This is a genomic window from Pseudothermotoga sp. U03pept, assembly GCF_051235805.1.
Lineage (GTDB): Bacteria > Thermotogota > Thermotogae > Thermotogales > DSM-5069 > Pseudothermotoga_B.
In genome coordinates, this window is record NZ_JBPNXV010000001.1 from 1058998 (window position 1) to 1079788 (window position 20791).

The following is a 20791-nucleotide window of genomic DNA, read 5'->3' on the forward strand; positions in this document are numbered from 1 at the left end:
TCACCTCACTGCACTCTTATCATCCCAGAAAAACCAATGAAAGCCATTGCCATAATGCCGATAGTTATGAAGGTAAGGCCTGTACCTTTCAAACCAGCTGGCGCAGGAGCGTTGTCGATCTTCTTTCTAATGGCTGCCAGGAGAACTATCGCAAGCCACCATCCAAGTCCTGAACCGAGACCATAGAAAAGTGACTGCACAAGTGAGTAATCTCTGAGCTGCATGAAGAGTGTTACACCGAGTATGGCACAGTTCACAGTGATGAGCGGTAAAAAGATACCCAAGGTTATGTACAGCGAGGGTGAGATTCTATCGATGATCATTTCAAGAATCTGCACAACGGCAGCGATGACAACTATGAAGATTATGTACCTCAGGTACTCTATCTTCAACGGAATTATTATGTAGCGGTAAACGAACCAGTTTGCAACGGTTGTTATCGTCATTACAAATGTCACAGCCATTCCAAGACCATTTGAGGACTTGAGATCTTTTGATATGGAGATGTACGAACACATGCCCAAGAAATTTGCCAACAATATGTTGCTGGTGAAAATAGAGGCAAAGAGAAGCGTTATGGGGTCAATTTTCATTTTTTCTCACTCCCTTTGATCACCTTCGATTTGACAATCCATATCAAGATTGCTACCACGAAAAATGCACTCGGCGCCATCACCATGATGGTCCACGGTGTAAATGAACTCGGCATGATGCGTATGTCAAAAACTGTACCAAAACCGAGTAATTCGCGTATGAAGGCAACTATCAACAAAACTAACGTGTAACCAAGTCCGGCTGTAAAACCATCCCAAAAAGAGAGAATGGGTTTATTCGCCTGTGCAAAAGCCTCTGCTCGTCCCATGATTATGCAATTCGTTATGATCAAGCCAACATAGGGGCCTAAAGCCTTGCTCACCTCTGGAAGATATGCTCTCAAGATGATATCCACTATGATGACGTAGAAGGCGATGATGAGCGTTTCAACCATCATTCTGATCGTTCGTGGAATATAATCTTTTATGAGTGAGACAGTCATACTTGAAAGTGCCGTCACCAAAGTGACACCAACTCCCATAATGAGTGTATTTCTCAAGTTGTTCGTGACTGCCAAGGTAGAACAGATACCAAGTACTTGAATCAAAATTTGATTCTCTTTGAGAATATTCTTTTTGGCGATATTTGAAAGGTCGCCCATTTAGTTCACCTCCACAACTCTGCGCAAGAGCTCAAGGTGCTCGTTGATGATCTTTTCGACAGATCTTGACGTCTGTGTTGCGCCAGTTATCGCATCGACCTCTCCGTTTTCATGATCGAAATCACCAGTTCCACTTTTCACCCGTATGACACCGTCGACTATTTTTTCAGAACGAAACTGATCTTTGAACCAACTTTCTTCAATTCTTCCTCCCAAGCCAGGTGTTTCTGCCTGAGAAATGAACTCAAGCCCGGTTATTCTCTCAACCTTTTCATCAACAGCGAGAAAGCCTGTGATAGTACTCCACAGCCCATTGCCCCGAAAAACGATGCCGTAGAATCTTTGGTCACCTGCAGAGGTTGTGTAGAGTTCAACTTTGTCTATCTGCTTAATCTCAATCTTTTCTGAAAAAAGTCTTAAAGCCTCACCGTCATCTTTAAAATCTATACCGAAGGCGTTCAAGATGGCTTTGATTTTGAACAAACGCTCGTTGTCAGTCACCTGCTTCACAGTGGAAGCGTTGAGAATTGACAGAATGAATATGAATACAAAGGTTATAAGGAAGGCGAAAAGGACAGTGTAACTCTTGGAATCTTTTCTCACGCTTTCACCTTCTTCTTAGATAACACCTCATCCAGTAGAGATGCAAAGGTATTGCCCATCAAGACACCGAAGCTGGTTCCTTCTGAAAAAAGTGAGTACATGCGTATCAGCACAGTGCAAACACCGATGATCACTCCGTACAGCCACTGTGAACTTGCTTTCTTGGGTGCAGAGACTGGATCTGTCGCCATGAAGACCGTCACAAAAAGTAAGCTGCCAGAAAACAACATCGCAACTGTCGAGGGAGCATTCGCAAATTGCTCGAGTAAGAAACTCAATACAGCAGCTGATGTGAATGTTGACAGAATTATTCTAAAACTTGCAGTCTTTGTCAAAACCAAATAAACTGCCGCAGCAACTATCAACAGCACAGAGCTTTCACCCATTGCACCAGGTCTTATGCCGAAAAACAGATCTTTCAGATCAACTGTACTACCAGCTCTGAGCAAGTCCAAAGGGGTTGCGCCGGTGACTGAGTCCGTTCTTGGCAACAACCAGTTAGTTGTCATCGCGATGGGGAAGGCAATGTAGACAAAGAGCCTCCCAACAATCGCTGGATTGAAAATGTTTCTGCCGAAGCCTCCATAGACCTCTTTTGCAAAAAATACTGCGAAAAACGATGCGATGATTGCTACCCACCAAGGTGTCAAAGGTGGCAGAGAGAGCGTTAGTAGAGAACATGTGACCAAGACGGCTTCAGTGACTGCTTTTCCCTTTTGCCTTTCCATAACGTACTCAGTCAAAATACCTGTTGTGAAGACGAACAAACTCAGCCACAACAGTCTCAAACCATAGAGACTAAGAGCGAAAAGATAGATAGGTAGCAAAGAGTAAAGTACACGTCTCATCAGCGGTTGCTTTTGAAAGAACGCCACCTAAAAACCCCTCCACATTTTTCATTTTATCATTGCTTTTTGTTTTATACAAAATGAAATGAAAAAACCGGGGCTGTCGCCCCGGCAAGGATTCTTCTGTGTCCTTCTTATTCTCTAACGCATCTTGGCGATGAATCATAAGTTTCCACAACACCATTCAGAACCTTCTGAATGTATTCAGCCAAAACGCTATCCATTGTGAAACCAGTATCGTACCCTGGAAGGCCTGTGAGCATCGTGTAACCATCACCGCCACCAGCCATGTAGTTGTTCGTCACAACAACATACACCTTGTTTGGATCTATAGGTTGACCTTTCACCTTTGCCTCAACGACCTTCCCACCAACACTCTTGTAGAAAAGATTGCCAACTTGCAGGAATGCACCTTGCCCTTCTTTGATGGTTGCTGCATATTCAAGGGTTTTCATGAGTTGCTCTCCCGTCATTCTAAGAACATAGAGTGTATTACCAAATGGTAAGACCGTCAGCACATCCCTGATCGTGATCTTACCTGGCTTGATCGATGCCCTGATACCACCGCCGTTAGTCAATGCCACATCTGCGTTTACCTTCCAGATCATAGAATCACATATCATGTTAGCCAAGTTGGTCGTTTTTGATCTCACATTAGTACGTTCGCCGTCAAGTAGTATCTTCGTCTCACCTATTACGGTGTCTAACTTTTCTGCACCGAGCAACTTGAAGTATGTCAGAACTGTCTTGACATAGAAGTTTTCCTCGTAAGCTTTGCCCAGAAATTCGTAGATATCTTTTCCTTCAGCGTTTTTGCCTTTGTAAACTTTGAGATTCACCGGAATTGCTTGCCATTTCCAAGAAGTGATCTTTCCGTTTTCGATTTCCAAGTCGAGTCTGCCAACGTACTTTCCCCATTCCCAAGCCTGAGCCACGATTGTGTTTTTCACCAACTGAGCGTTTTCAAATTTCGTGTGGCTATGGCCATCGATGATCACATCTATACCGTCTACCATCTGCGCAAGCTGTTTACTGGTTGTCTTGCCTTCCGTTTCCGGTTCCCAACCAAGATGCGCAAGTGCGATCACGATATCAGCTTTTGATCTCAGTTCAGGTATCAATTCTTTGCTGGTCTGCACAGCGTTTTTGAAGGTCGCCCCGTTGAGATGAATTGGTTCAAGTATTGCCGTCTCTTCGGTGATCAAGCCAAAGATGGCTATCTTGATGTCTTCGAATTCTTTGATCACATAAGCTTGCGGTTTGACAACACCTTCTGGATCGATGAAGTTGGCACAGAGGAATGGGAAGGCTGCGAGCTTCATCTGCTTGGCGAGAACAGTCTTTGGCTTGTCAAATTCATGGTTACCAAAGGTTGCGGCATCAAGCTTCATGAGGTTCAAAGCGATGATGTCAGGTGCTGCGTCGAGTTGATCTGATTCGGGCACACCTGTGTTGATGTCCCCTGCGTGTAAGAAGATGAGATGTCCACCTTGAGATTCTACCTCTTGTCTAACTTCTTCGACGATCGAAGCGATTGCAGCAAAGCCACCGATATTCGGATTATTCGTTTCACTGAAGGACCAGGCGTGTCCGTGAGTATCGTTGATGTGAAGAATAGTGAGCTTGGCTGCATAGCTCAGGATACAAACCATTACCAGTAAGAAGGTCAGAAATTTCTTCATGTAGAACTCCCCCTTTCGACTTTGGTTTTCGGTGTCAATGACCCTCATAAGATAATTCTACACCAAATCATTTGTCTCTCATGAACAATTTCAAGAGGAGTTTAACAAATAGAAAGAACATCACGAGCAAACCAACAAGGAAGAAATAGCCAGTCAATCCCAGCTTAAGAGCCATCAAAAAGGTCTTGATCATAGTCGAATTCCCCCTATCAAAGATATCAGTATGCCTCCTGCGAGGACCGAACCAATCTGCCCAGCAGTGTTGGCGCCTGCTGCATACATGAGGAGAAAGTTTGTTGGATCTTCCTGCAAACCCATCTTGTGTATTACCCTTGCGGACATTGGAAAGGCAGAGATACCTGCTGCTCCCAGCATTGGATTGAGCTTGTTTTTCAAAAAGAGATTGAGAAACTTTGCAAACAAAACACCTGCAGCAGTATCGAACACGAATGCAATCAAACCCAAGCCGAGTATCATCAGAGTTTGAGGCTTCAAGAATTTATCAGCCGTCATCGTCGATGCTATCGTCAAGCCCAACAGGATGGTCACGAGATTTGCGAGCTCGCTTTGAGCTGTCTTGGACAAACCTTCAAGGACACCGCACTCTCTCAGAAGATTCCCAAACATCAGAAACCCTATCAATGCTGCTGAAGTAGGTGCTAAGAGGCTTGCCATTATAGTGATACAAATCGGAAAGATGATCTTCACAATCCTCGGTATCTTACGTGGCTTGGGTTGCATTTTGATCATGCGCTCCTTCTTGCTCGTCAAGGCTTTTATCACAGGAGGCTGAATAATCGGTACCAACGACATATAAGAGTAAGCTGCAACTGAGATAGGTCCAAGCATGTGTCGGGCGAATCGTGATGCAACGTATATTGAGGTAGGTCCATCGGCAGCTCCAATGATTCCAATGGAGGCAGACTCTTTCAAATCAAAACCAAGCAGCGTTGCAACCATCATCGTTCCGAAAATACCAAACTGTGCGGCGGCTCCGAAGAGAAACATAACCGGATTTTCCAATAGTGGCGTGAAATCTATCATTGCACCGACTGCAATGAAGATGAGTAACGGAAAGATTTCGGTCGCAATGCCAACATCGAAAAAGATACTCAAGATCCCTCTGTGCTGAAGTGTACCAATCATTTGATCAATCGCAGATGAGAGTGGAATATTGACCAAGATGGTACCAAAACCTATAGGGAGCAGCAATGCTGGTTCATACTTCTTGACTATCGCGAGATAAATCAATAACGCACCAACGGCTATCATGACCAGGTTTCCCCACGATAGCTTGAGTATCCCCGAGAACAATTCATCGAGCATTTTTTCACCTCCTATATCGTGTACAGACAGAGCGTATTATAAAACATCAAGAGAAAGAAAAGGAAAACTCTTGTGTGAAAAGATGAATTACCTTTATTTCTGAACACACTTTTGGATGATAAAATAATGAATAAGAGGAGGTGGAACAAAGAAGGTCTCTATGAGAGATTTAGTCTCAGCGTGGTGGAGATTTCATTGTTCTTTGAGCATCCCCACAGTATGATGATTGCTTGTCAACAACGAGGACTATACGGCAAGATCTTATTGCAAAAAAGATGAGGATACTTTGTCCAAGAGGGTTTAAGAACTAGTGTGAGGAGGTGTTTTTGTGAGGCCAGTTGAGATAAGACCAAAGATCTATTGGGTTGGTGTGAATGATCGTTTTACTCAGCTCTTTGAAGGACTTTGGCCGATTGGTGAAGAGGGCGTTTCGTACAATTCCTACTTATTGATTGATGAGAAAAGTGTTCTGATAGATCTTGCAAAGTCTATAGAAACAGATGAATTCTTCAGCCAAATAGATCAGTTGATTCCGATATCGAAAATAGATTACGTAGTGTTGAATCACATGGAACCAGATCACACTGGAATTCTTGGGGTGTTGAGAAAGATAGCACCCAAGATAACGATATTGGTTAGTGAGAAGGGTCAGAGGATGCTTCAAGCCTTCTATCATCTTACTGAGAACGTGAAGGTGGTAAGAGACACTGAAGAGTTGGATATAGGCGAAAAGAAGTTGAAATTCTATTACACACCATTCGTACATTGGCCTGAAACGATGATGACCTATGAGACAACAAATAAGATACTCTTTTCTTGTGATGGTTTTGGAGGTTATGGTGCCTTAAGAGGGGCTCTCTTTGATGATGAATGCAAAGAGCAAGAATTCTATGAAAGAGAGATGCTCAGATATTATGCGAACATAGTGGCAACCTTCAGCAAGCCGGTGTTGAAAGCCATTGAAAAACTTTCATCGCTTCCTATCGATATCATCGCTCCTTCACACGGATTGATCTGGCGCAAGGACCCATTGAAGGTGGTAAGTCTTTACAAGAAATGGGCACAGTATATGGACAGTCCTGCAGAAAAAGGTGTAACGCTCCTGTATGGGTCAATGTATGGCAATACAGAGAAACTCATGAGCTCGGTCTTGAAAGGTCTTTCGGCATCAGGTGTGCCGACAGAAGTTTTCAACGTCACTCAGACCCATGTCAGCTACATACTCGCCTCTCTGTGGAAAAATAGAGGTGTAATAATAGGCGCACCGACTTATGAAGGTTCGCTTTTCCCTCCAATGGGAGATGTTCTCCAGATGGCAACTGTAAAACGTGTTCAGAACAAAACTGCGGCGATCTTTGGAAGCTATGGCTGGAGTGGTGGTGCATCGAAGAGAATTAGAGAAATGGTTGAGCCATTGAACTGGCAGGTGACTGAGGTCTTCGATGTGAATGGAGGGCCAACACAGGAAGATCTGCAACGAGCAGAAAGATTGGGATTCGAATTTGGGAAGAAAATCCTCGAGCAACCATGAAAGATTTAGAGCAAATAAAGGAAAAACTCTTGAAAAATGGATTCGAAATTGAATCAGAAAGACTTATACAAAATGGTGTGCAGCTGCGCATAAAGGGTTGCGGTTGTCTGAGAATTTACTGGCGAAAGAGCAACGACAGAACCGTTGATTTTTCGCAGATACGATCGAACTGCTTTCCAGTTCTCGCCGATGTGCTTGCTCAAGTGGAAGATGTGAAGTTATCAGCTTCGTTTCAAAACGATCTCGAAGCTCAAAGAAAACTCTTACAAAACCTTCCAGCTGACCCGAAGATGTACTTGCCGGCGATTGGGTCAGATGAATCTGGTAAAGGGGATCTCTTCGGACCTTTGGTTGTAGCGGCAGTCTACTTGACTTTAGAGCAGTACCAAGAGATTGGTGCAAGTGAACTGAAGGACAGTAAATCTTTGAGCAAGAAAAAGATACTCTATGTGAATGAGAGAATAAGATCTCGCTGTGATCATTTCATATCAAAAGTTGAACCTTTCGAAATAGGATCGAGAAACCTAAACGATCTCTTGGAAGAGTTACATCTGCATTGCATAAAACATTTACTTGAGAGATCGAAATCGCTGGTGGTTGTCTACGATGATTTCGGAGCAAGGGGAATCGAAGAAAAACTGAGAGTTTATCCTGGAGTTAGAGTCTTTGGTTTTAAGAAAGGTGAAAGAAATCCAGCCGTTGCCGCCGCATCGATCGTCGCAAGAGCTGAGTTTCTGAATTGGATCGAGAGGACTTCTGAGAAATACGGTAGAAGGATACCACTTGGTGCTGGTCAAAATACCGTTGAATTTGCCAGGCACTTCTTGGCTGACTTTGGAATAAAGGAACTGGAAAAGATAGCGAAGACCAATTTTTCAAATTTGAGAAGACTACTGAGTTCACAGGAAATCTTTTGAAACCTTCATCTTTTTTTTCAGCTGTCTTTTCCATCACTGAGAGATCTAAGATGGTGCTCGGCAAAGTATTTGCATTCTTCTTTGAAATGACACAGATGGCATTTTGGTCTACGAGGTTGACAGATGGTCTTACCGAACTCCACCATAGATCCGTTCAGAGGACCCCAAAGTTCCTTGGGAATGAGTTTGGAAAGCCGTTCTTCAGTCTGCTCAGGGCGGGATGTTTTGACAAAACCAAGTCTATTCGATATTCTGTGAACATGTGTATCAACTGCAAGAGCATCTTTTCCAAAAGCGTGATACAAGACTATATTTGCAGTCTTTCTACCAACACCGGGCAGTTTCAGAAGTTCTTCAAGATCGTCTGGCACTCTTGCGTCGTATTCGTGCAAGAGCTTTTGAACAACCTGGATTATTCTCAAAGCTTTTTGCTTGTACATCCCAGATGGTCTGATCAGATCGTAGAGATCTTCTGGCCTTGCTGTGGCAAGCGAGGCGAGATCAGGAAATTTCTTGAACAACCTCGCAGTTGCTAACTCGGTATTTTCATCCCTTGTTCGCTGGCTGAGGATTGTCGAGATCAGTATTTTGAAAGGATCTTTTGAGAAACCGTCACGAGGAAAGAGCCTCACGATTTCTCTGGCAATCTTTTCGATGATTTCTTTCTTCGTTTGGTATACCTCCTGCTATTATTGTACAATGATTGAAGGAGGTGCCAAGCTTGAACAGAGTAGAACAATTTGTAGAAAAGATTGAGAAAATGGGTGTTGAGGCAGCGATCATTTACAACGTGGAATATTCTTCAAAGCCTTCAACTTATTATCTTTCTGGTTTCACAGGTTCCTTTAGCGTTTTGGTAATCAGCCGGGAAAAACAGTTTATCATAACAGATTCAAGATATTTGGAGCAGGTGAAACAGCAAACAAGCTTTGAGGTTGTAGAGTACAAGGGCAACGACATTTTTGAATCGGTGAGAGCCGTTGTGGACGATCTAAAACCAAAGACGATCGGTCTGGAATTTCAGAGAGTGAGTCACAACGTATTTCTAAAACTGAACGAGAAAATCAAGGCGAATTTTGTATCGATCGATTCTGTGATCGATACAATGAGAACGGTGAAGTCTCAAGAAGAGATCGATAACATAAAGAAAGCAATAACGGTAAGTGAGAAAGCCTATTTGAAAACGCTTGAGTGCATAAAGGAAGACATGACTGAGATGGAATTAGCCGCTGAATTTGAGTACAATATGAAGAAATTCGGCGCTCAGGGTATAGCTTTCGAAACAATCGTGATAAGTGGTCCTCGAACCTCCATGCCTCATGGCAGACCTTCTAACAAAAAAATCAAGCGTAACGAACCGATCACCTTTGATTTTGGTGCTGTGGTGAATGGATATTGTGCGGACATAACGAGAACAATCGTCTTCGGCAAGGCAGACGATGAATTCAAAAGGATTTACCAAACAGTCTATGAAGCACAAACACTGGCTTTGGAGAAAGGCAGTGCAAAAATGAGTGGTAAGATGCTTGATAGTGTAGCGAGAAATCACATCGAAAGCAAGGGTTATGGACGTTACTTCGGACATGGTTTAGGTCATGGTTTGGGAATCGAAGTTCACGAATCACCTCGGGTGAATCAATCGAACCAAGAGTTGCTGCCACAAAACGCCGTGGTAACGATCGAGCCAGGAATCTATATAGAGGGTAAGTATGGCGTTAGAATAGAAGAAGACGTGGTGGTTTCAGAGAGTTCTTTGGAAAGACTGACAAGCTTATCCAGAGAGTTGGTGGAGGTGAAAACGTGATAGAAGTTGGTGATCTGAAAAAGGGTATGGTCATAATGGTTGACGGTGAACCGTACAGAGTTGTGGATGTGAACAAACATCATATGGCGATGGGACGCGGCATCATTAGAACAAAGCTCAAAAGTGTCAAAAGTGGTTTGGTCAAAGACGTCAACTTCAGCAGCGGAGAACGTGTTGACGAAGCCAATCTCACTTTCAAAGAAGCTCAATTCCTTTACAGCGATGGCGAGCACTATCACTTCATGGCTATGGATGACTACGAACAGTATGCGCTTACAGAGGAAGAGATTCAAGATGCCAAGTGGTACTTGATCGAGAATCTTCAAGTCAGCATCGTTTTTCTGGAAGACAAGCCGATTGGTATTCAACTACCGAATGTCGTCGTTTTGAAGATAGCTGAAACAGAACCGACCTTCAAAGGTGATACTGTCTCAGGTGGTGGCAAACCAGCTGTACTGGAAACTGGCTTGAGGATAACGGTGCCCTTTTTCGTAGAGAGCGGTGAAATGGTGAAGGTCGACACGAGAACGGGTGAATATGTTGAACGTGCTTAGGAGGTGAGAAAATGGAAACGAAGGGCATGGGAAGTATCGATATCTCTGATAATGCAATAAAAGAAATAGCACTCAGAAGTGTATTCTCTGCACTCGAAATTGCCGATGAGAGGAAACAGAAAAAGATCAGAAAATCTCTCGAGATCGATCGCTCTCCGGAAGACAATATAACGATCAACCTAAGGATAAGTGTGCCTTTTGGGAAATCCTTAGTTGAAATGTCACAGAAGATAATGGAAAGGGTGAAAATGGATATCGAAAGAATGACTGAACTTCAAGTTTCAGCCGTCAACATCACGATAGAAGATATCGAAGAGGGTGAAGAACAGAAAACTGAAGAGAAGGAGTGAGTTAAACCTGTGACACGTCGCAGTAAGATGAGAGACTTAGTCTTCAGAACCATCTTTCAGAATGATTTCCGTAACGAACCGGTAGATATCTTGCTGGATGAGCTTTCATCGAATTTGCAAAGACAGAATTCATTCAAAAACGATGTTATTAGGTATGTCCAGGGTATTTACAAAAACTTAGCGCAAATAGATGAAAGAATCTCAATCTGCCTTGAGAACTGGGACTTCAACAGATTGTCATCAGTGGATAGATCAGTCCTGCGACTGGGTACATATGAGTTGTTGTATGAGATAGACGTACCAATTGAGGTAACTTTGGACGAAGCAGTTGAACTTGCAAAAAGGTATGGAACAGAAAACAGTGGCAGGTTTGTAAATGGTGTGCTGGACAGAATTGCTAAGTCCTTTGCACCTGAAAGCAAGCGTTTCATTTGAATCAGCAGGGAGGTAGAGACCATGCTGAACGATTTGCAGATAGCACGGTCCGTTCAGTTGAAACCCATCACATGCATAGCAGACGATCTATCGATTCCGAAAGAGTATCTGAGAAATTACGGTAACTACATTGCAAAGGTCTCGCACAAGTTTCTGAATGCTTTGAATACAAAGAAGGGTAAGTTGGTCATAGTAACTGCTATGACACCCACGCCCGCTGGTGAAGGGAAGACCACAACGAGTATTGGCTTATCGATGGCGTTGAACAAACTCGGGTACAGATCTTTTGTAACTTTGAGAGAACCCTCCTTGGGTCCTGTATTCGGTGTGAAGGGCGGTGCAGCTGGTGGAGGTTACTCTCAAGTGCTCCCTATGGAGGAGATAAACCTTCACTTCACTGGAGATATACACGCGGTCTCTGCTGCGCACAACTTAATCTCTGCTATGATCGATGCACATATAAGATTTGGGAATGAACTGGATATCGATTTGACTCGCATAACCTGGCCAAGGACCATCGATATGAACGACAGAGCGCTGAGAGAGATCGTGGTTGGACTTGGCGGTCATGCAAACGGCTATCCAAGGCAAGATCAATTCGTGATCACGGCTGCTTCAGAGATAATGGCTATTCTGTGTTTGTCCAAAGACCTATCAGACCTTAAAAAACGCATTGGAGAAGTAGTCATAGGTTGGTCGAGAACAGGTAAACCAGTCAAGGTGAAAGAACTGAACGCCGAGGGTGCTGCGGCAGTAATACTCAAAGATGCCATTGATCCAAACCTTGTTCAGACTATCGAGAGCACACCTGCTCTCATACATGGGGGTCCATTTGCAAACATCGCACATGGTACTAATTCAATAATCGCCACAAGAATGGCACTCGGTTTAGCAGATTATGTGGTAACGGAAACAGGGTTCGGATCAGACCTTGGTGCCGAAAAGTTCTTTGATTTTGTCGCACCACTTGCAGATTTGAAACCTGCCGCTGTGGTGATCGTCGCAACCATAAGGGCAATGAAATACCATGGTGGAATGTCACTGAAGGATCTGGGCAATGAAGACATCGATGCTCTTGCAAAAGGAATCGAAAATCTGAGAGTTCACATAGAGAACGTCAAGAAATTTGGTCTGCCCGTAGTAGTAGCACTAAACAGATTTGCTTCAGATACTCAGCAAGAGATTGCTTTCACAATGAACTGCATCGAAGAACTTGGAGCCAAGGTATCGCTCAATGAAGCCTTTGCAAAAGGGAGTGAAGGTGCAATTGATCTTGCAAAGGAAGTTGTCGAAATTGCAGACGAATCGAAATTCACACCACTGTACAATTGGGATTCACCTCTTGAGAAGAAGATTGAAGTGATCGCCAAAGAAATTTACCGTGCCAAAGAAGTCGTCTATTCTAAGGATGCAGTTGATTCATTGAAAAAGTTCACGAAGGATGGTTTTTCAAACCTACCGATTGTCATCGCCAAGACACAGTATTCACTTTCCGATGATCCTTCGAAACTTGGCGCTCCAAGTGGTTATTCTTTCACAGTGAGAGATTTAAAATTGTCTGCCGGTGCCGGATTTGTCGTTGCGATATGCGGCGAGATTATGCTGATGCCTGGACTTGGCAAGAAACCAAACGCAGTGAATATAGACATCGATGAAGACGGGAACATCACCGGCCTCTTTTAGGGGATGATCCTGTGTTGATTGACTGCAAATCCATCGCACAGTCGATAGATGGTGAAACTGTATCGTTGCTGAACAAGGTTTCTGTGAAGCCCAGATTACTGAGTCTCTCAGTTAGACCCGATGATGGTACTATATCTTATCTGAAGAGCCAAAAGAAAAAAGCTGATTCACTTGGGATCGAATACGAGACGATTTTTCTGCAGAATGCTGCTGAACTCAAGCACAAACTGGTAGAAGCTTCAGAGAATGGATCTATTCACGGCATATTTGTGTCACATCCTCTACCACCGGAAATCGATGAAACCGAGATCGCTGCGCTCATAGATCCACGAAAAGATGTAGAGGGTAGAAACCCTTTGAACATGGGCTATCTCGTATACGGCTATGAAGAGTTTTCACCGTGCACCGCAGCCGCAGCAGTTAAGATATTGACTGCAACAACAGATTTGGTAGGCAAGAAGGTTGCAGTTGTTGGAAGGAGTATTACTGTTGGCTTGCCCGTTTCAATCATGCTTCTAAGGCGCGACAGAAGTGCAACAGTGACAGTCTGTCACAGTAAGACCAAGAATCTCGGTGAAATAACCAAAGATGCAGATGCCGTGGTTGTTGCAGTGGGTAAGGCGGGTTTTTTAACCCCAGAGATGGTGAAAGACGACTGCATTGTCATCGATGTAGGGATAAATGTGATCGATGGCAAGGTGGTCGGTGATGTTGATAGACGCCTTGAAGAAAAGGTACGTGTAACCCCTGTTCCCGGTGGAGTAGGTGTGGTAACGACTTCGATCTTGATGAACCGAGTTGTGAAGAGTGCTCTGAGAGGTGAGAAAAGTTGAGGATATTGAGTGGTGTAAGACCGACCGGAAAACCTCACATTGGAAACTACGTCGGTGCGTTGAAGAACTGGAAAAGACTTCAGGACGAAGGGCATAACTGTTTCTATTTTGTAGCAGATTGGCATGCCTTGACCACTGCCTACGATGAAACAACACAACTCAGCTTCCACACGAGAGAAGTTATGAGATCTTTCTTGGCTTGCGGACTTGATCCAGAGAGATCTACTCTTTTTGTTCAGTCAGCCATAAAAGAACACTCGGAACTTGCCCTTCTTTTTTCGATGATAGTTCCTATTTCGTGGCTTGAAAGGGTTCCAACTTACAAGGAGATGAAGCAACAACTTTCGGACAAAGATCTCTCGAATGCCGGATTTCTGTTGTACCCAGTGTTGCAGGCGGCCGACATACTCATCTATCTTGCAGAGGGAGTGCCCGTCGGTGAGGACCAAGTTTACCACGTTGAACTCACGAGAGAGATTGCAAGGAGATTCAACTTCTTGTACGGTGAAGTTTTTCCTGAGCCACAGTCTCTGCTTTCCATAGTACCAAAACTTCCAGGTACAGACGGTCGAAAGATGAGCAAGAGTTATGGCAACATAATTGTACTCGAAAACACACGCGCCGACCTTGAAAAAGCAATTCTTCCAATGATGACAGATCCTGCCAGAAAAAGAAGGACAGACCCAGGTGACCCCGAAAAGTGCCCGGTGTGGAGCTATCACAACGCCTTCGGGATAAATGAAGAAGAAAGTCAGTGGGTTATCGAAGGATGTACTAAGGCAAAGATAGGGTGTATTGATTGCAAGAGGCTTCTTCTGAAAAACATGTTGAACGAACTTGAGCCGATATGGGAGAGATATGCCAAAATAGATTCTGATCCACACTATGTGGATGACGTTATTGAAATGGGCAACATGAAGGCGAGAACCTTTGCCCAAGAGACTATGCGCCGAGTTAGAGAAAAAATGCATTTGATGTTCTGAGGTGATCTTTTGGAGATTGTATTTCGCCTTGAGCAGTTCGAAGGTCCGCTGGACTTGTTGTTGTACCTGGTCAAAAGGCGTAAAATAAGTGTACGCTCTGTCTCGCTTTCACAACTCGCCGACGAATTCATTTCTTACATCGAGCAGATGAAGAAATTAGACCTGAACATCACCTCTGATTTCATTGCAATGGCAACCCAATTGATGGAAATCAAATCGAAGTACATGTTGCCCTCATTGACTGAAAAAGAAGCAAAACAATTGACTCAGCAAGAAGAAGATCTTTATAGAAGAATCGAAATGTATGAAAAGATAAAACAACTGAGTTCTGAGATTTCACAAAGAGTTAAAGATCTTGGTTCAAGGCAGCTCATCAAATTGCCCTCGCTGCCACAGATCGAACAGGAGAAGATAAAAAAGATTTTGCAGGCAGCCCTTCAAGACCTCGATATTCGTAAGGCGGTCTACAGAATTCACAGACAGGCGATGACCGTTGAAGAGGCTATGAACAAAATTCTCGATCTATTGACAAGCAACGGCGAACTCACCCTATACAGTCTGCTCAGCACAGGCGAGAGCCGTTATCAGATTATAGTCTATCTTCTTGCGGTACTGGAGCTGATCTTTTTCAAGAAGATCCTCTTACTTGAAACGAAAGACGATTTCGTATTGAGGAGGAATGACCTTGAACCTTAAAGCTTCGGTAGAAGCTTTGATATTTGCTGCTCGCGGTATGACCTTAGAAAGACTCTCAAAGATAACCGAGACTGATTTAGACACAGTTGCAAAAGTTGTTGAAGAACTCATCAAAGAGTACTCTGATGAGGATCATGGAGTGGAATTGAAAAAGGTCGGTGATGTGTACCGTTTCTACACAAAGTCTGAATATGCACAGGTTGTTGGAAAAGTTGTGAAAACCTTCTACTCAAAACTCTCTCCAAGTCAAATGGAGATAGTGGCGGCAATATTGCTGAATGGTCCTTCTACCCTACAAGCGCTCAACTATCTGAGAGGAAAGGATTCTTCGGCGATAGTGAGGTCTTTACACAAATCAGGAGTGTTGACCAGAAAAAGGCAGTCTAATACCTACATCTATCAGTTGAGTGAAAATTTCAAGAATTTCTTGATGGTAGAAGGGGTGCTCGAACAGTTAGTCGAGCACCCAGAAGGTACTAAACCTTCATCTTCGGCTTCTGAGCCTTGACAAACTTGCAAACACCATGTGGGCAAGAAATTGAACCAATGTGTTTTATGAAGTCCTCCTTGAAGTTTTCGAGGATTGAAAGCAGTGGAACATTGATGCTCTGTCCCAGACCACAGAGAGATGCTTCTTGTGTGACGTAGGCAATCTGTTTCAGCGTTTCGAGGTCTTCAAATTTTCCTTGACCTTTAGAGATTTTCTCGAGTATCTGAACCGCAAGCCTTGTGCCCTCTCTGCAAGGTGTACACTTACCACAAGATTCATGCTCAAAGAACTGCATTGTGTTGAGCGCAACATCGACTGGACAGGTACCTTCTGACATTGCCAAGATAACTCCAGAGCCTATCGAGACACCGTGATTCTTGAAAGAATCATAGTCTAATGGAACATCGAGTTTATCTACACCGATGAAAGAGCCTGCCGTTCCACCGGTTTGAACCATGTACAGTTCTTTGCCTCCAACAAGGCCTCCACCGAATCTGTATATCAAGTCACGAACCGTTGTACCCATTGGAACCTCGACTATGCCACGTCTGACGACATTACCGACCAACGAGAAGACCTTTGTTCCAGGTGATCCAGCAGTGCCAAAGGATTTGAACCACTCTGGACCATTTAGAATTATCGGCGGAACGTTTACAAAGGTTTCCACGTTGTTGATAACGGTTGGTTTGTTGAAAAGACCGTTTGTCGGTGGATACGGTGGTTTCAGCCTGGGCCTGCCGGCTTTCCCTTCTATCGACTCGAGCAAAGCTGTTTCCTCACCGCATATGTAAGCTCCTGCACCAAGTCTGACTGTGAGATCAAAGCTAAAGCCACTACCCATTATGTTCTTTCCAAGTAAGCCGTATTCATAAGCATCCTTTATAGCCTTCTGTATGTTCTCCACCGAACCGTAATACTCACCGCGTATGTATATATAACCTTTCGTAGCACCAACTGCATAACCGCAGATGATCATAGATTCAACTACAGAGTGTGGGTCACCCTCCATGATGAGCCTATCTTTGAAGGTGCCCGGTTCCCCTTCGTCGGCGTTGCAGATAACGTACTTCTGGTCAGCTTGAACTTTGGCTGTGAACTCCCACTTCAAACCAGTTGGGAAACCTGCTCCACCTCTTCCTCTCAGACCAGATGCCTTTACACAGTTGAGTACCTCTTGTGGTTTCATCTCGAAAAGCACCTTGTGTAGTGCGAAGTATCCATTGCGCGCTATATATTCGTCTATGTTCTTAGGATCAATGCTTCCAACGTTTCGTAGAACAATTCTCGTTTCTGCCGTTACCTTTTCTCTTTCAACGGTCAATTTCAGCTTATCTTTTGGGATCTCCAGTGATAGTACCGGTCTACCTTTCAACAGATGCTCGGTTACAATCTTTTCAACGTCATCGACTGAGCGAACAGAGTAATAAACATCGTCTGGAAAGACTGCCATCATAATGCCTTGCGTGTAGACACCCATTGTACCTGTCTCAAGGATATCAACTGTGTCTTGAAGACTGAATCTTTCGATTAACTCTTTCAAGTAGTTCACGAAATGTCTTGCACCCAAAAGTACGCTATTCGAATCCACTGAAACGAGTACCACCATCGGTTTCATTTTGTATCACCTCCATTTCGGAGGCTATCGATCAATTCTATGATTTTTTTTGGTGTCAGATCACCATAATATTGATCGTTGACCATTATCACTGGAGCAACCCCACACAAACCAAGGCAACTTGTCGTTTCTAAAGTGAAGAGACCATCCTTGGTGGTTTGTCCAAATTTCACACCAAGTGTTTCTTGCAGCGTCTGAACGATTTCTCTTCCACCGGTTACATGACAGGGCAGATTAACACAAACACGTATTACGTACTTACCCCTTGGTTCTGTCGAGAACATCGTGTAGAAAGTGAGAACCTCATAGACCTTTGATTCTGGTACTCCAAGCTCTTCGGCAACCACTTCGGCTGCCTCGATTGGTATGTAATTACCAAAATAGTCCTGAACCTTATGCAGTGCGTTAATCAATACGTCTCTTTCTTCCAAGCGTTCTCTTTTTGCTTCTTCAACAAGAGCACTAACCTTCTCGCGGTCGACCACGACTGATTCCCCCTTCTCACGGTGAAACTTTGCTTATTGCACCAAATCTGCAGACTTCAATACAACTTCCGCACCTAATGCAGATCTCGTTGTCAATATTGTGGGTTTTTCTGACCTCGCCAGAGATCGCTTTTACTGGACAGACCCTTGCACATGCGGTACAACCAACACACTTTGTCGGATCTATCACATATCTGATGAGTGATTTGCATTTCAAGGAAGGACAGCGCTTCTCTTTCACATGTGCTTCGTACTCATGGCGATAGTACTTCAATGTACTGAGAACGGGATTTGGTGCGGTCTGTCCCAGTCCGCAGAGCGATGTGTCCTTTATGACATTCGCCAAAGTCTCAAGTTGTTGCAGATCTTCTTCTGTCCCTTCTCCTGCGGTTATCTTGTTGAGGATTTGAAGCATCTGTCTTGTACCTTCTCTACAGGGAGTACACTTACCACAAGATTCATCGACGGTGAACTCGAGGAAAAATCTTGCGACATCGACCATACAATCGTCTTCATCCATGACTATCATGCCACCCGATCCCATGATGGCACCTAATTTCTGCAGAGATTCATAGTCAACTGGTGTGTCGAAGTACTCCGAAGGTATGCAACCACCACTTGGTCCTCCTGTTTGCACCGCTTTGATCTTTTTACCCGTTGAAGAACCTCCACCTATTTCATAGAGAAGTTCTCTCAAGGTTATACCCATCGGCACTTCAACAAGACCCGTGTTGGTGATCTTTCCAGCCAGTGCAAAGACCTTCGTACCAGGGGATTTTTCTGTGCCTATGCTCTTGAACCATTGGGCACCCTTGATTATTATCGGCGGAATGCAAGCAAAGGTCTCAACGTTGTTGATCACCGTGGGAAGCCCCCACACACCACTCTGTGCAGGATATGGAGGTTTCACACGCGGTTGTCCTCTTCTTCCCTCTATGGAGGCAATCAACGCGGTCTCTTCACCACAAACGAAGGCACCGGCGCCTATCCTTATTTCAACATCGAAATCAAAACCGCTGTTGAGAATGTTCTTGCCGAGAAAACCATATTCTTTTGCTTGTGCAATTGCGATGTTCAATCTTTCAATTGCAAGTGGGTACTCTGCCCTTACGTATATATAACCCTGATTTGCACCTATGGCGTATCCACCGATTGTCATAGCCTCAAGAATTGTGTGAGGATCGCCTTCGAGAACCGAACGATCCATGAAGGCTCCTGGATCACCTTCGTCAGCGTTGCAGACGATGTACTTTTTCTCGCCTTTCGATTTTCTCGTGAGTTCCCATTTTAGACCTGTTGGAAAGCCTGCCCCGCCTCTGCCGCGAAGACCACTCTTCTTGATCTCATCGATCACTTCTTCGGGTGTCATCTCTTTCAAAACCTTCGCCAAGGCAAAATAGCCATCTCGGGCGATGTATTCTTCTATATTTGATGGATCTATATAACCAACATTTCTGGTCGCAATCTTGACCTGTCTTGAGAAGAATGGCAGTTTCTCAACGGCCTCTGGCACGGCTTCACCAGTGGGCATTTTGTACAGGTACTCAGTCACGATCCTGCCTTTTAGAACGTGTTCCTCAACGATCTTTCTGGCAGCCTGTGGCGTGAGTTTTTGGTAAAAGACACCTTCTGGATAAACCACCATCAGAGGTCCCAGACTGCAGGCACCCATACAACCAGTTTCAACTACTCTCACAACATCTTTCAATGCATACTTTTCTATCTCTGCCTCAAGTGCTTGTTTTACAGTCTCTTCACCAGCCGAGATACAAGCACCTCCAGCACACACCAAGATTGTAGTAGCTGTCAATGGCACTCAGATCACCTCTTCTTAGATTTCCCCTTTGCGAACCAATAAATCTGTCACAACTTGGTTGGAAAGTATATGTAACTTCACTATTCTCCTTGCATTCTCGGGAGTCACATGACCATAAACAACAGGTTCTTGGTTTTCCAGCCTAACTTCAACGGTTGGCTCCACTTCGCACAAGCCCATGCACCCAGATTGTACAACCGAGATATCGTTGATGTTGTTCTCATTCAAGGCTTCTACTATGGCTTTCAGTGTGTCCTTCGCACCTGCCGCAATTCCACAAGTACCCATCGCTACCGTAATCTTTCCCCTTTTGCCTGTGTCTCTGAGTTGAAGGTCTTTGACTGCCTTTTCTTTGATTTTCATCAGATCCTCAAGAGACTTTATCTTACTCACCTTTCCTTCACCTCCCTGTACTTTTCGATGATTCTCGGAACCATATCAGGCTTTATTCTGCCGTAGAAATCCTTCTCGCCCACTAAAACAACAGGCGCCATACTGCAGGCTCCAAGACATCTCACTGGATGAACTGAAAACTGTCCATCCTTCGTTGGTTCTTCTGGTTTTGTTCCAAGTTCCTCAAGAAATCTTTCAAGTACTCTGTCGCCACCTTTCACATAGCAAGCCGTACCTAAACAGACCTTGATCTGAACCTTGCCTTTTGGCTTTGTGGAAAAGAAGTTGTAAAAGGTTACAACACCATAGACCTGAGAAACTGGGATGTTCAAAGCATCTGCGATGTGTTGTTGTACCTCGATTGAAAGGTAACCGAATAGCTCCTGAGCCTTTTGTAGCACAGAGATCAGTTTGTCTGGCTTTGCACCAATTGAATCGATGTAGTCATCCAATTCTTTGAACAAACGCTCACCTGTAGTGCAGAGATCTGGCAACTGTTCCACCTCCTGTTAATAAATTCACAAGCTCAGCTCGATTATACCATTTTCATCG

Annotated in this window: 24 protein-coding genes; 11 read left to right on the forward strand and 13 right to left on the reverse strand. The window is 44.1% G+C overall.

Annotated features, from left to right (window positions below; genetic code table 11):
* Positions 1-5: 5 nt before the first annotated feature.
* From ACSFC1_RS05160 to ACSFC1_RS05190, 7 genes are all read right to left on the reverse strand, one after another.
* Positions 6-593 (reverse strand): NADH:ubiquinone reductase (Na(+)-transporting) subunit E, encoded by a 588-nt coding sequence (locus ACSFC1_RS05160; RefSeq protein WP_435565051.1) that lies wholly within the window; start codon positions 591-593, stop codon positions 6-8.
* Positions 590-1195: an NADH:ubiquinone reductase (Na(+)-transporting) subunit D gene (locus ACSFC1_RS05165; protein ID WP_435565052.1), complete on the reverse strand. Its 606-nt coding sequence runs from the start codon at positions 1193-1195 to the stop codon at positions 590-592. The genes ACSFC1_RS05160 and ACSFC1_RS05165 overlap by 4 nt, the downstream gene beginning before the upstream one ends.
* Positions 1196-1798 (reverse strand): FMN-binding protein, encoded by a 603-nt coding sequence (locus ACSFC1_RS05170; protein ID WP_435565053.1) that lies wholly within the window; start codon positions 1796-1798, stop codon positions 1196-1198.
* On the reverse strand, positions 1795-2673 hold the full coding sequence (locus tag ACSFC1_RS05175; protein ID WP_435565054.1) for an RnfABCDGE type electron transport complex subunit D: 879 nt from the start codon (positions 2671-2673) through the stop codon (positions 1795-1797). The genes ACSFC1_RS05170 and ACSFC1_RS05175 overlap by 4 nt, the downstream gene beginning before the upstream one ends.
* A gap of 107 nt (positions 2674-2780) precedes the next feature.
* Positions 2781-4328 carry a bifunctional UDP-sugar hydrolase/5'-nucleotidase gene (locus ACSFC1_RS05180; RefSeq protein ID WP_435565055.1) on the reverse strand — a complete coding sequence of 516 codons (1548 nt, stop codon included), beginning with the start codon at positions 4326-4328 and terminating at the stop codon, positions 2781-2783.
* Between the two features lie 67 nt (positions 4329-4395).
* Positions 4396-4521, reverse strand: a complete 126-nt coding sequence (locus ACSFC1_RS05185; protein ID WP_435565056.1) for a hypothetical protein — start codon at positions 4519-4521, stop codon at positions 4396-4398.
* A complete protein-coding gene (locus tag ACSFC1_RS05190; RefSeq protein WP_435565057.1) occupies positions 4518-5654 on the reverse strand; it encodes a sodium ion-translocating decarboxylase subunit beta in 1137 nt (378 codons plus the stop codon). The genes ACSFC1_RS05185 and ACSFC1_RS05190 overlap by 4 nt, the downstream gene beginning before the upstream one ends.
* Positions 5655-5982: 328 nt before the next feature.
* On the opposite strand from ACSFC1_RS05190, the gene ACSFC1_RS05195 reads away from it, so the two are divergent.
* Together ACSFC1_RS05195 and ACSFC1_RS05200 are read left to right on the forward strand one after the other, a co-directional pair.
* Positions 5983-7185, forward strand: a complete 1203-nt coding sequence (locus ACSFC1_RS05195) for an FprA family A-type flavoprotein (RefSeq protein WP_435565058.1) — start codon at positions 5983-5985, stop codon at positions 7183-7185.
* Positions 7182-8102, forward strand: a complete 921-nt coding sequence (locus ACSFC1_RS05200) for a hypothetical protein (RefSeq protein WP_435565059.1) — start codon at positions 7182-7184, stop codon at positions 8100-8102. Before ACSFC1_RS05195 ends, ACSFC1_RS05200 begins: the two co-directional genes overlap by 4 nt.
* A 17-nt stretch (positions 8103-8119) precedes the next feature.
* Here the strand turns inward: ACSFC1_RS05200 and nth are convergent, their stop codons facing one another.
* Positions 8120-8761: an endonuclease III gene (nth, locus tag ACSFC1_RS05205; protein WP_435565991.1), complete on the reverse strand. Its 642-nt coding sequence runs from the start codon at positions 8759-8761 to the stop codon at positions 8120-8122.
* Positions 8762-8823: 62 nt separating this feature from the next.
* On the opposite strand from nth, the gene ACSFC1_RS05210 reads away from it, so the two are divergent.
* Genes ACSFC1_RS05210 through ACSFC1_RS05250 form a run of 9 tightly spaced genes read left to right on the forward strand, consistent with a single transcriptional unit; the run spans position 8824 to position 15948 of the window.
* A complete protein-coding gene (locus tag ACSFC1_RS05210) occupies positions 8824-9906 on the forward strand; it encodes a M24 family metallopeptidase (protein ID WP_435565060.1) in 1083 nt (360 codons plus the stop codon).
* Positions 9903-10460 carry an elongation factor P gene (gene efp, locus ACSFC1_RS05215; protein WP_435565061.1) on the forward strand — a complete coding sequence of 186 codons (558 nt, stop codon included), beginning with the start codon at positions 9903-9905 and terminating at the stop codon, positions 10458-10460. Before ACSFC1_RS05210 ends, efp begins: the two co-directional genes overlap by 4 nt.
* An 11-nt stretch (positions 10461-10471) precedes the next feature.
* Positions 10472-10810 carry an Asp23/Gls24 family envelope stress response protein gene (locus tag ACSFC1_RS05220; protein WP_435565062.1) on the forward strand — a complete coding sequence of 113 codons (339 nt, stop codon included), beginning with the start codon at positions 10472-10474 and terminating at the stop codon, positions 10808-10810.
* Positions 10811-10837: 27 nt separating this feature from the next.
* Positions 10838-11245 (forward strand): transcription antitermination factor NusB, encoded by a 408-nt coding sequence (nusB, locus tag ACSFC1_RS05225; RefSeq protein ID WP_435565992.1) that lies wholly within the window; start codon positions 10838-10840, stop codon positions 11243-11245.
* Positions 11246-11266: 21 nt separating this feature from the next.
* Positions 11267-12928, forward strand: coding sequence for a formate--tetrahydrofolate ligase (locus ACSFC1_RS05230; protein WP_435565063.1), 1662 nt, complete (start codon positions 11267-11269; stop codon positions 12926-12928).
* An 11-nt stretch (positions 12929-12939) separates the two neighbouring features.
* The gene (locus tag ACSFC1_RS05235; protein ID WP_435565064.1) at positions 12940-13761 is read left to right on the forward strand and encodes a bifunctional 5,10-methylenetetrahydrofolate dehydrogenase/5,10-methenyltetrahydrofolate cyclohydrolase; all 822 of its coding nucleotides are present in this window, start codon (positions 12940-12942) and stop codon (positions 13759-13761) included.
* Positions 13758-14744 (forward strand): tryptophan--tRNA ligase, encoded by a 987-nt coding sequence (gene trpS, locus ACSFC1_RS05240; protein ID WP_435565065.1) that lies wholly within the window; start codon positions 13758-13760, stop codon positions 14742-14744. The genes ACSFC1_RS05235 and trpS overlap by 4 nt, the downstream gene beginning before the upstream one ends.
* A 9-nt stretch (positions 14745-14753) precedes the next feature.
* Complete coding sequence (locus tag ACSFC1_RS05245) at positions 14754-15440, forward strand: segregation and condensation protein A (RefSeq protein ID WP_435565066.1); 687 nt, start codon at positions 14754-14756, stop codon at positions 15438-15440.
* A complete protein-coding gene (locus tag ACSFC1_RS05250; protein WP_435565067.1) occupies positions 15424-15948 on the forward strand; it encodes an SMC-Scp complex subunit ScpB in 525 nt (174 codons plus the stop codon). The genes ACSFC1_RS05245 and ACSFC1_RS05250 overlap by 17 nt, the downstream gene beginning before the upstream one ends.
* Here ACSFC1_RS05250 and nuoF (ACSFC1_RS05255) read toward each other — a convergent pair.
* From nuoF (ACSFC1_RS05255) to ACSFC1_RS05275, 5 genes are read right to left on the reverse strand one after another with little or no spacing between them, the layout of a single operon-like run.
* Positions 15917-17545 (reverse strand): NADH-quinone oxidoreductase subunit NuoF, encoded by a 1629-nt coding sequence (nuoF, locus tag ACSFC1_RS05255; protein ID WP_435565068.1) that lies wholly within the window; start codon positions 17543-17545, stop codon positions 15917-15919. The two genes, ACSFC1_RS05250 and nuoF (ACSFC1_RS05255), sit on opposite strands and share 32 nt — an antisense overlap.
* The gene (gene nuoE, locus ACSFC1_RS05260; RefSeq protein WP_435565069.1) at positions 17542-18030 is read right to left on the reverse strand and encodes an NADH-quinone oxidoreductase subunit NuoE; all 489 of its coding nucleotides are present in this window, start codon (positions 18028-18030) and stop codon (positions 17542-17544) included. The genes nuoF (ACSFC1_RS05255) and nuoE overlap by 4 nt, the downstream gene beginning before the upstream one ends.
* Positions 18031-18046: 16 nt before the next feature.
* On the reverse strand, positions 18047-19846 hold the full coding sequence (gene nuoF / locus ACSFC1_RS05265; RefSeq protein WP_435565070.1) for an NADH-quinone oxidoreductase subunit NuoF: 1800 nt from the start codon (positions 19844-19846) through the stop codon (positions 18047-18049).
* 15 nt (positions 19847-19861) lie between these two features.
* On the reverse strand, positions 19862-20239 hold the full coding sequence (locus tag ACSFC1_RS05270; protein WP_435565071.1) for a (2Fe-2S) ferredoxin domain-containing protein: 378 nt from the start codon (positions 20237-20239) through the stop codon (positions 19862-19864).
* Positions 20236-20733, reverse strand: coding sequence for an NAD(P)H-dependent oxidoreductase subunit E (locus ACSFC1_RS05275; RefSeq protein ID WP_435565072.1), 498 nt, complete (start codon positions 20731-20733; stop codon positions 20236-20238). Before ACSFC1_RS05275 ends, ACSFC1_RS05270 begins: the two co-directional genes overlap by 4 nt.
* Positions 20734-20791: the final 58 nt, after the last annotated feature.

Bases quoted from the DNA above. Each gene is read 5' to 3' on its own strand.
- ACSFC1_RS05160 (WP_435565051.1), bottom strand. From the start codon at position 593: ATGAAAATTGACCCCATAACGCTTCTCTTTGCCTCTATTTTCACCAGC.
- ACSFC1_RS05165 (WP_435565052.1), bottom strand. From the start codon at position 1,195: ATGGGCGACCTTTCAAATATCGCCAAAAAGAATATTCTCAAAGAGAAT.
- ACSFC1_RS05180 (WP_435565055.1), bottom strand. From the start codon at position 4,328: ATGAAGAAATTTCTGACCTTCTTACTGGTAATGGTTTGTATCCTGAGC.
- ACSFC1_RS05185 (WP_435565056.1), bottom strand. From the start codon at position 4,521: ATGATCAAGACCTTTTTGATGGCTCTTAAGCTGGGATTGACTGGCTAT.
- ACSFC1_RS05190 (WP_435565057.1), bottom strand. From the start codon at position 5,654: ATGCTCGATGAATTGTTCTCGGGGATACTCAAGCTATCGTGGGGAAAC.
- ACSFC1_RS05200 (WP_435565059.1), top strand. From the start codon at position 7,182: ATGAAAGATTTAGAGCAAATAAAGGAAAAACTCTTGAAAAATGGATTC.
- ACSFC1_RS05220 (WP_435565062.1), top strand. From the start codon at position 10,472: ATGGAAACGAAGGGCATGGGAAGTATCGATATCTCTGATAATGCAATA.
- nusB (WP_435565992.1), top strand. From the start codon at position 10,838: ATGAGAGACTTAGTCTTCAGAACCATCTTTCAGAATGATTTCCGTAAC.
- ACSFC1_RS05230 (WP_435565063.1), top strand. From the start codon at position 11,267: ATGCTGAACGATTTGCAGATAGCACGGTCCGTTCAGTTGAAACCCATC.
- ACSFC1_RS05250 (WP_435565067.1), top strand. From the start codon at position 15,424: ATGACCTTGAACCTTAAAGCTTCGGTAGAAGCTTTGATATTTGCTGCT.
- nuoF (WP_435565068.1), bottom strand. From the start codon at position 17,545: ATGAAACCGATGGTGGTACTCGTTTCAGTGGATTCGAATAGCGTACTT.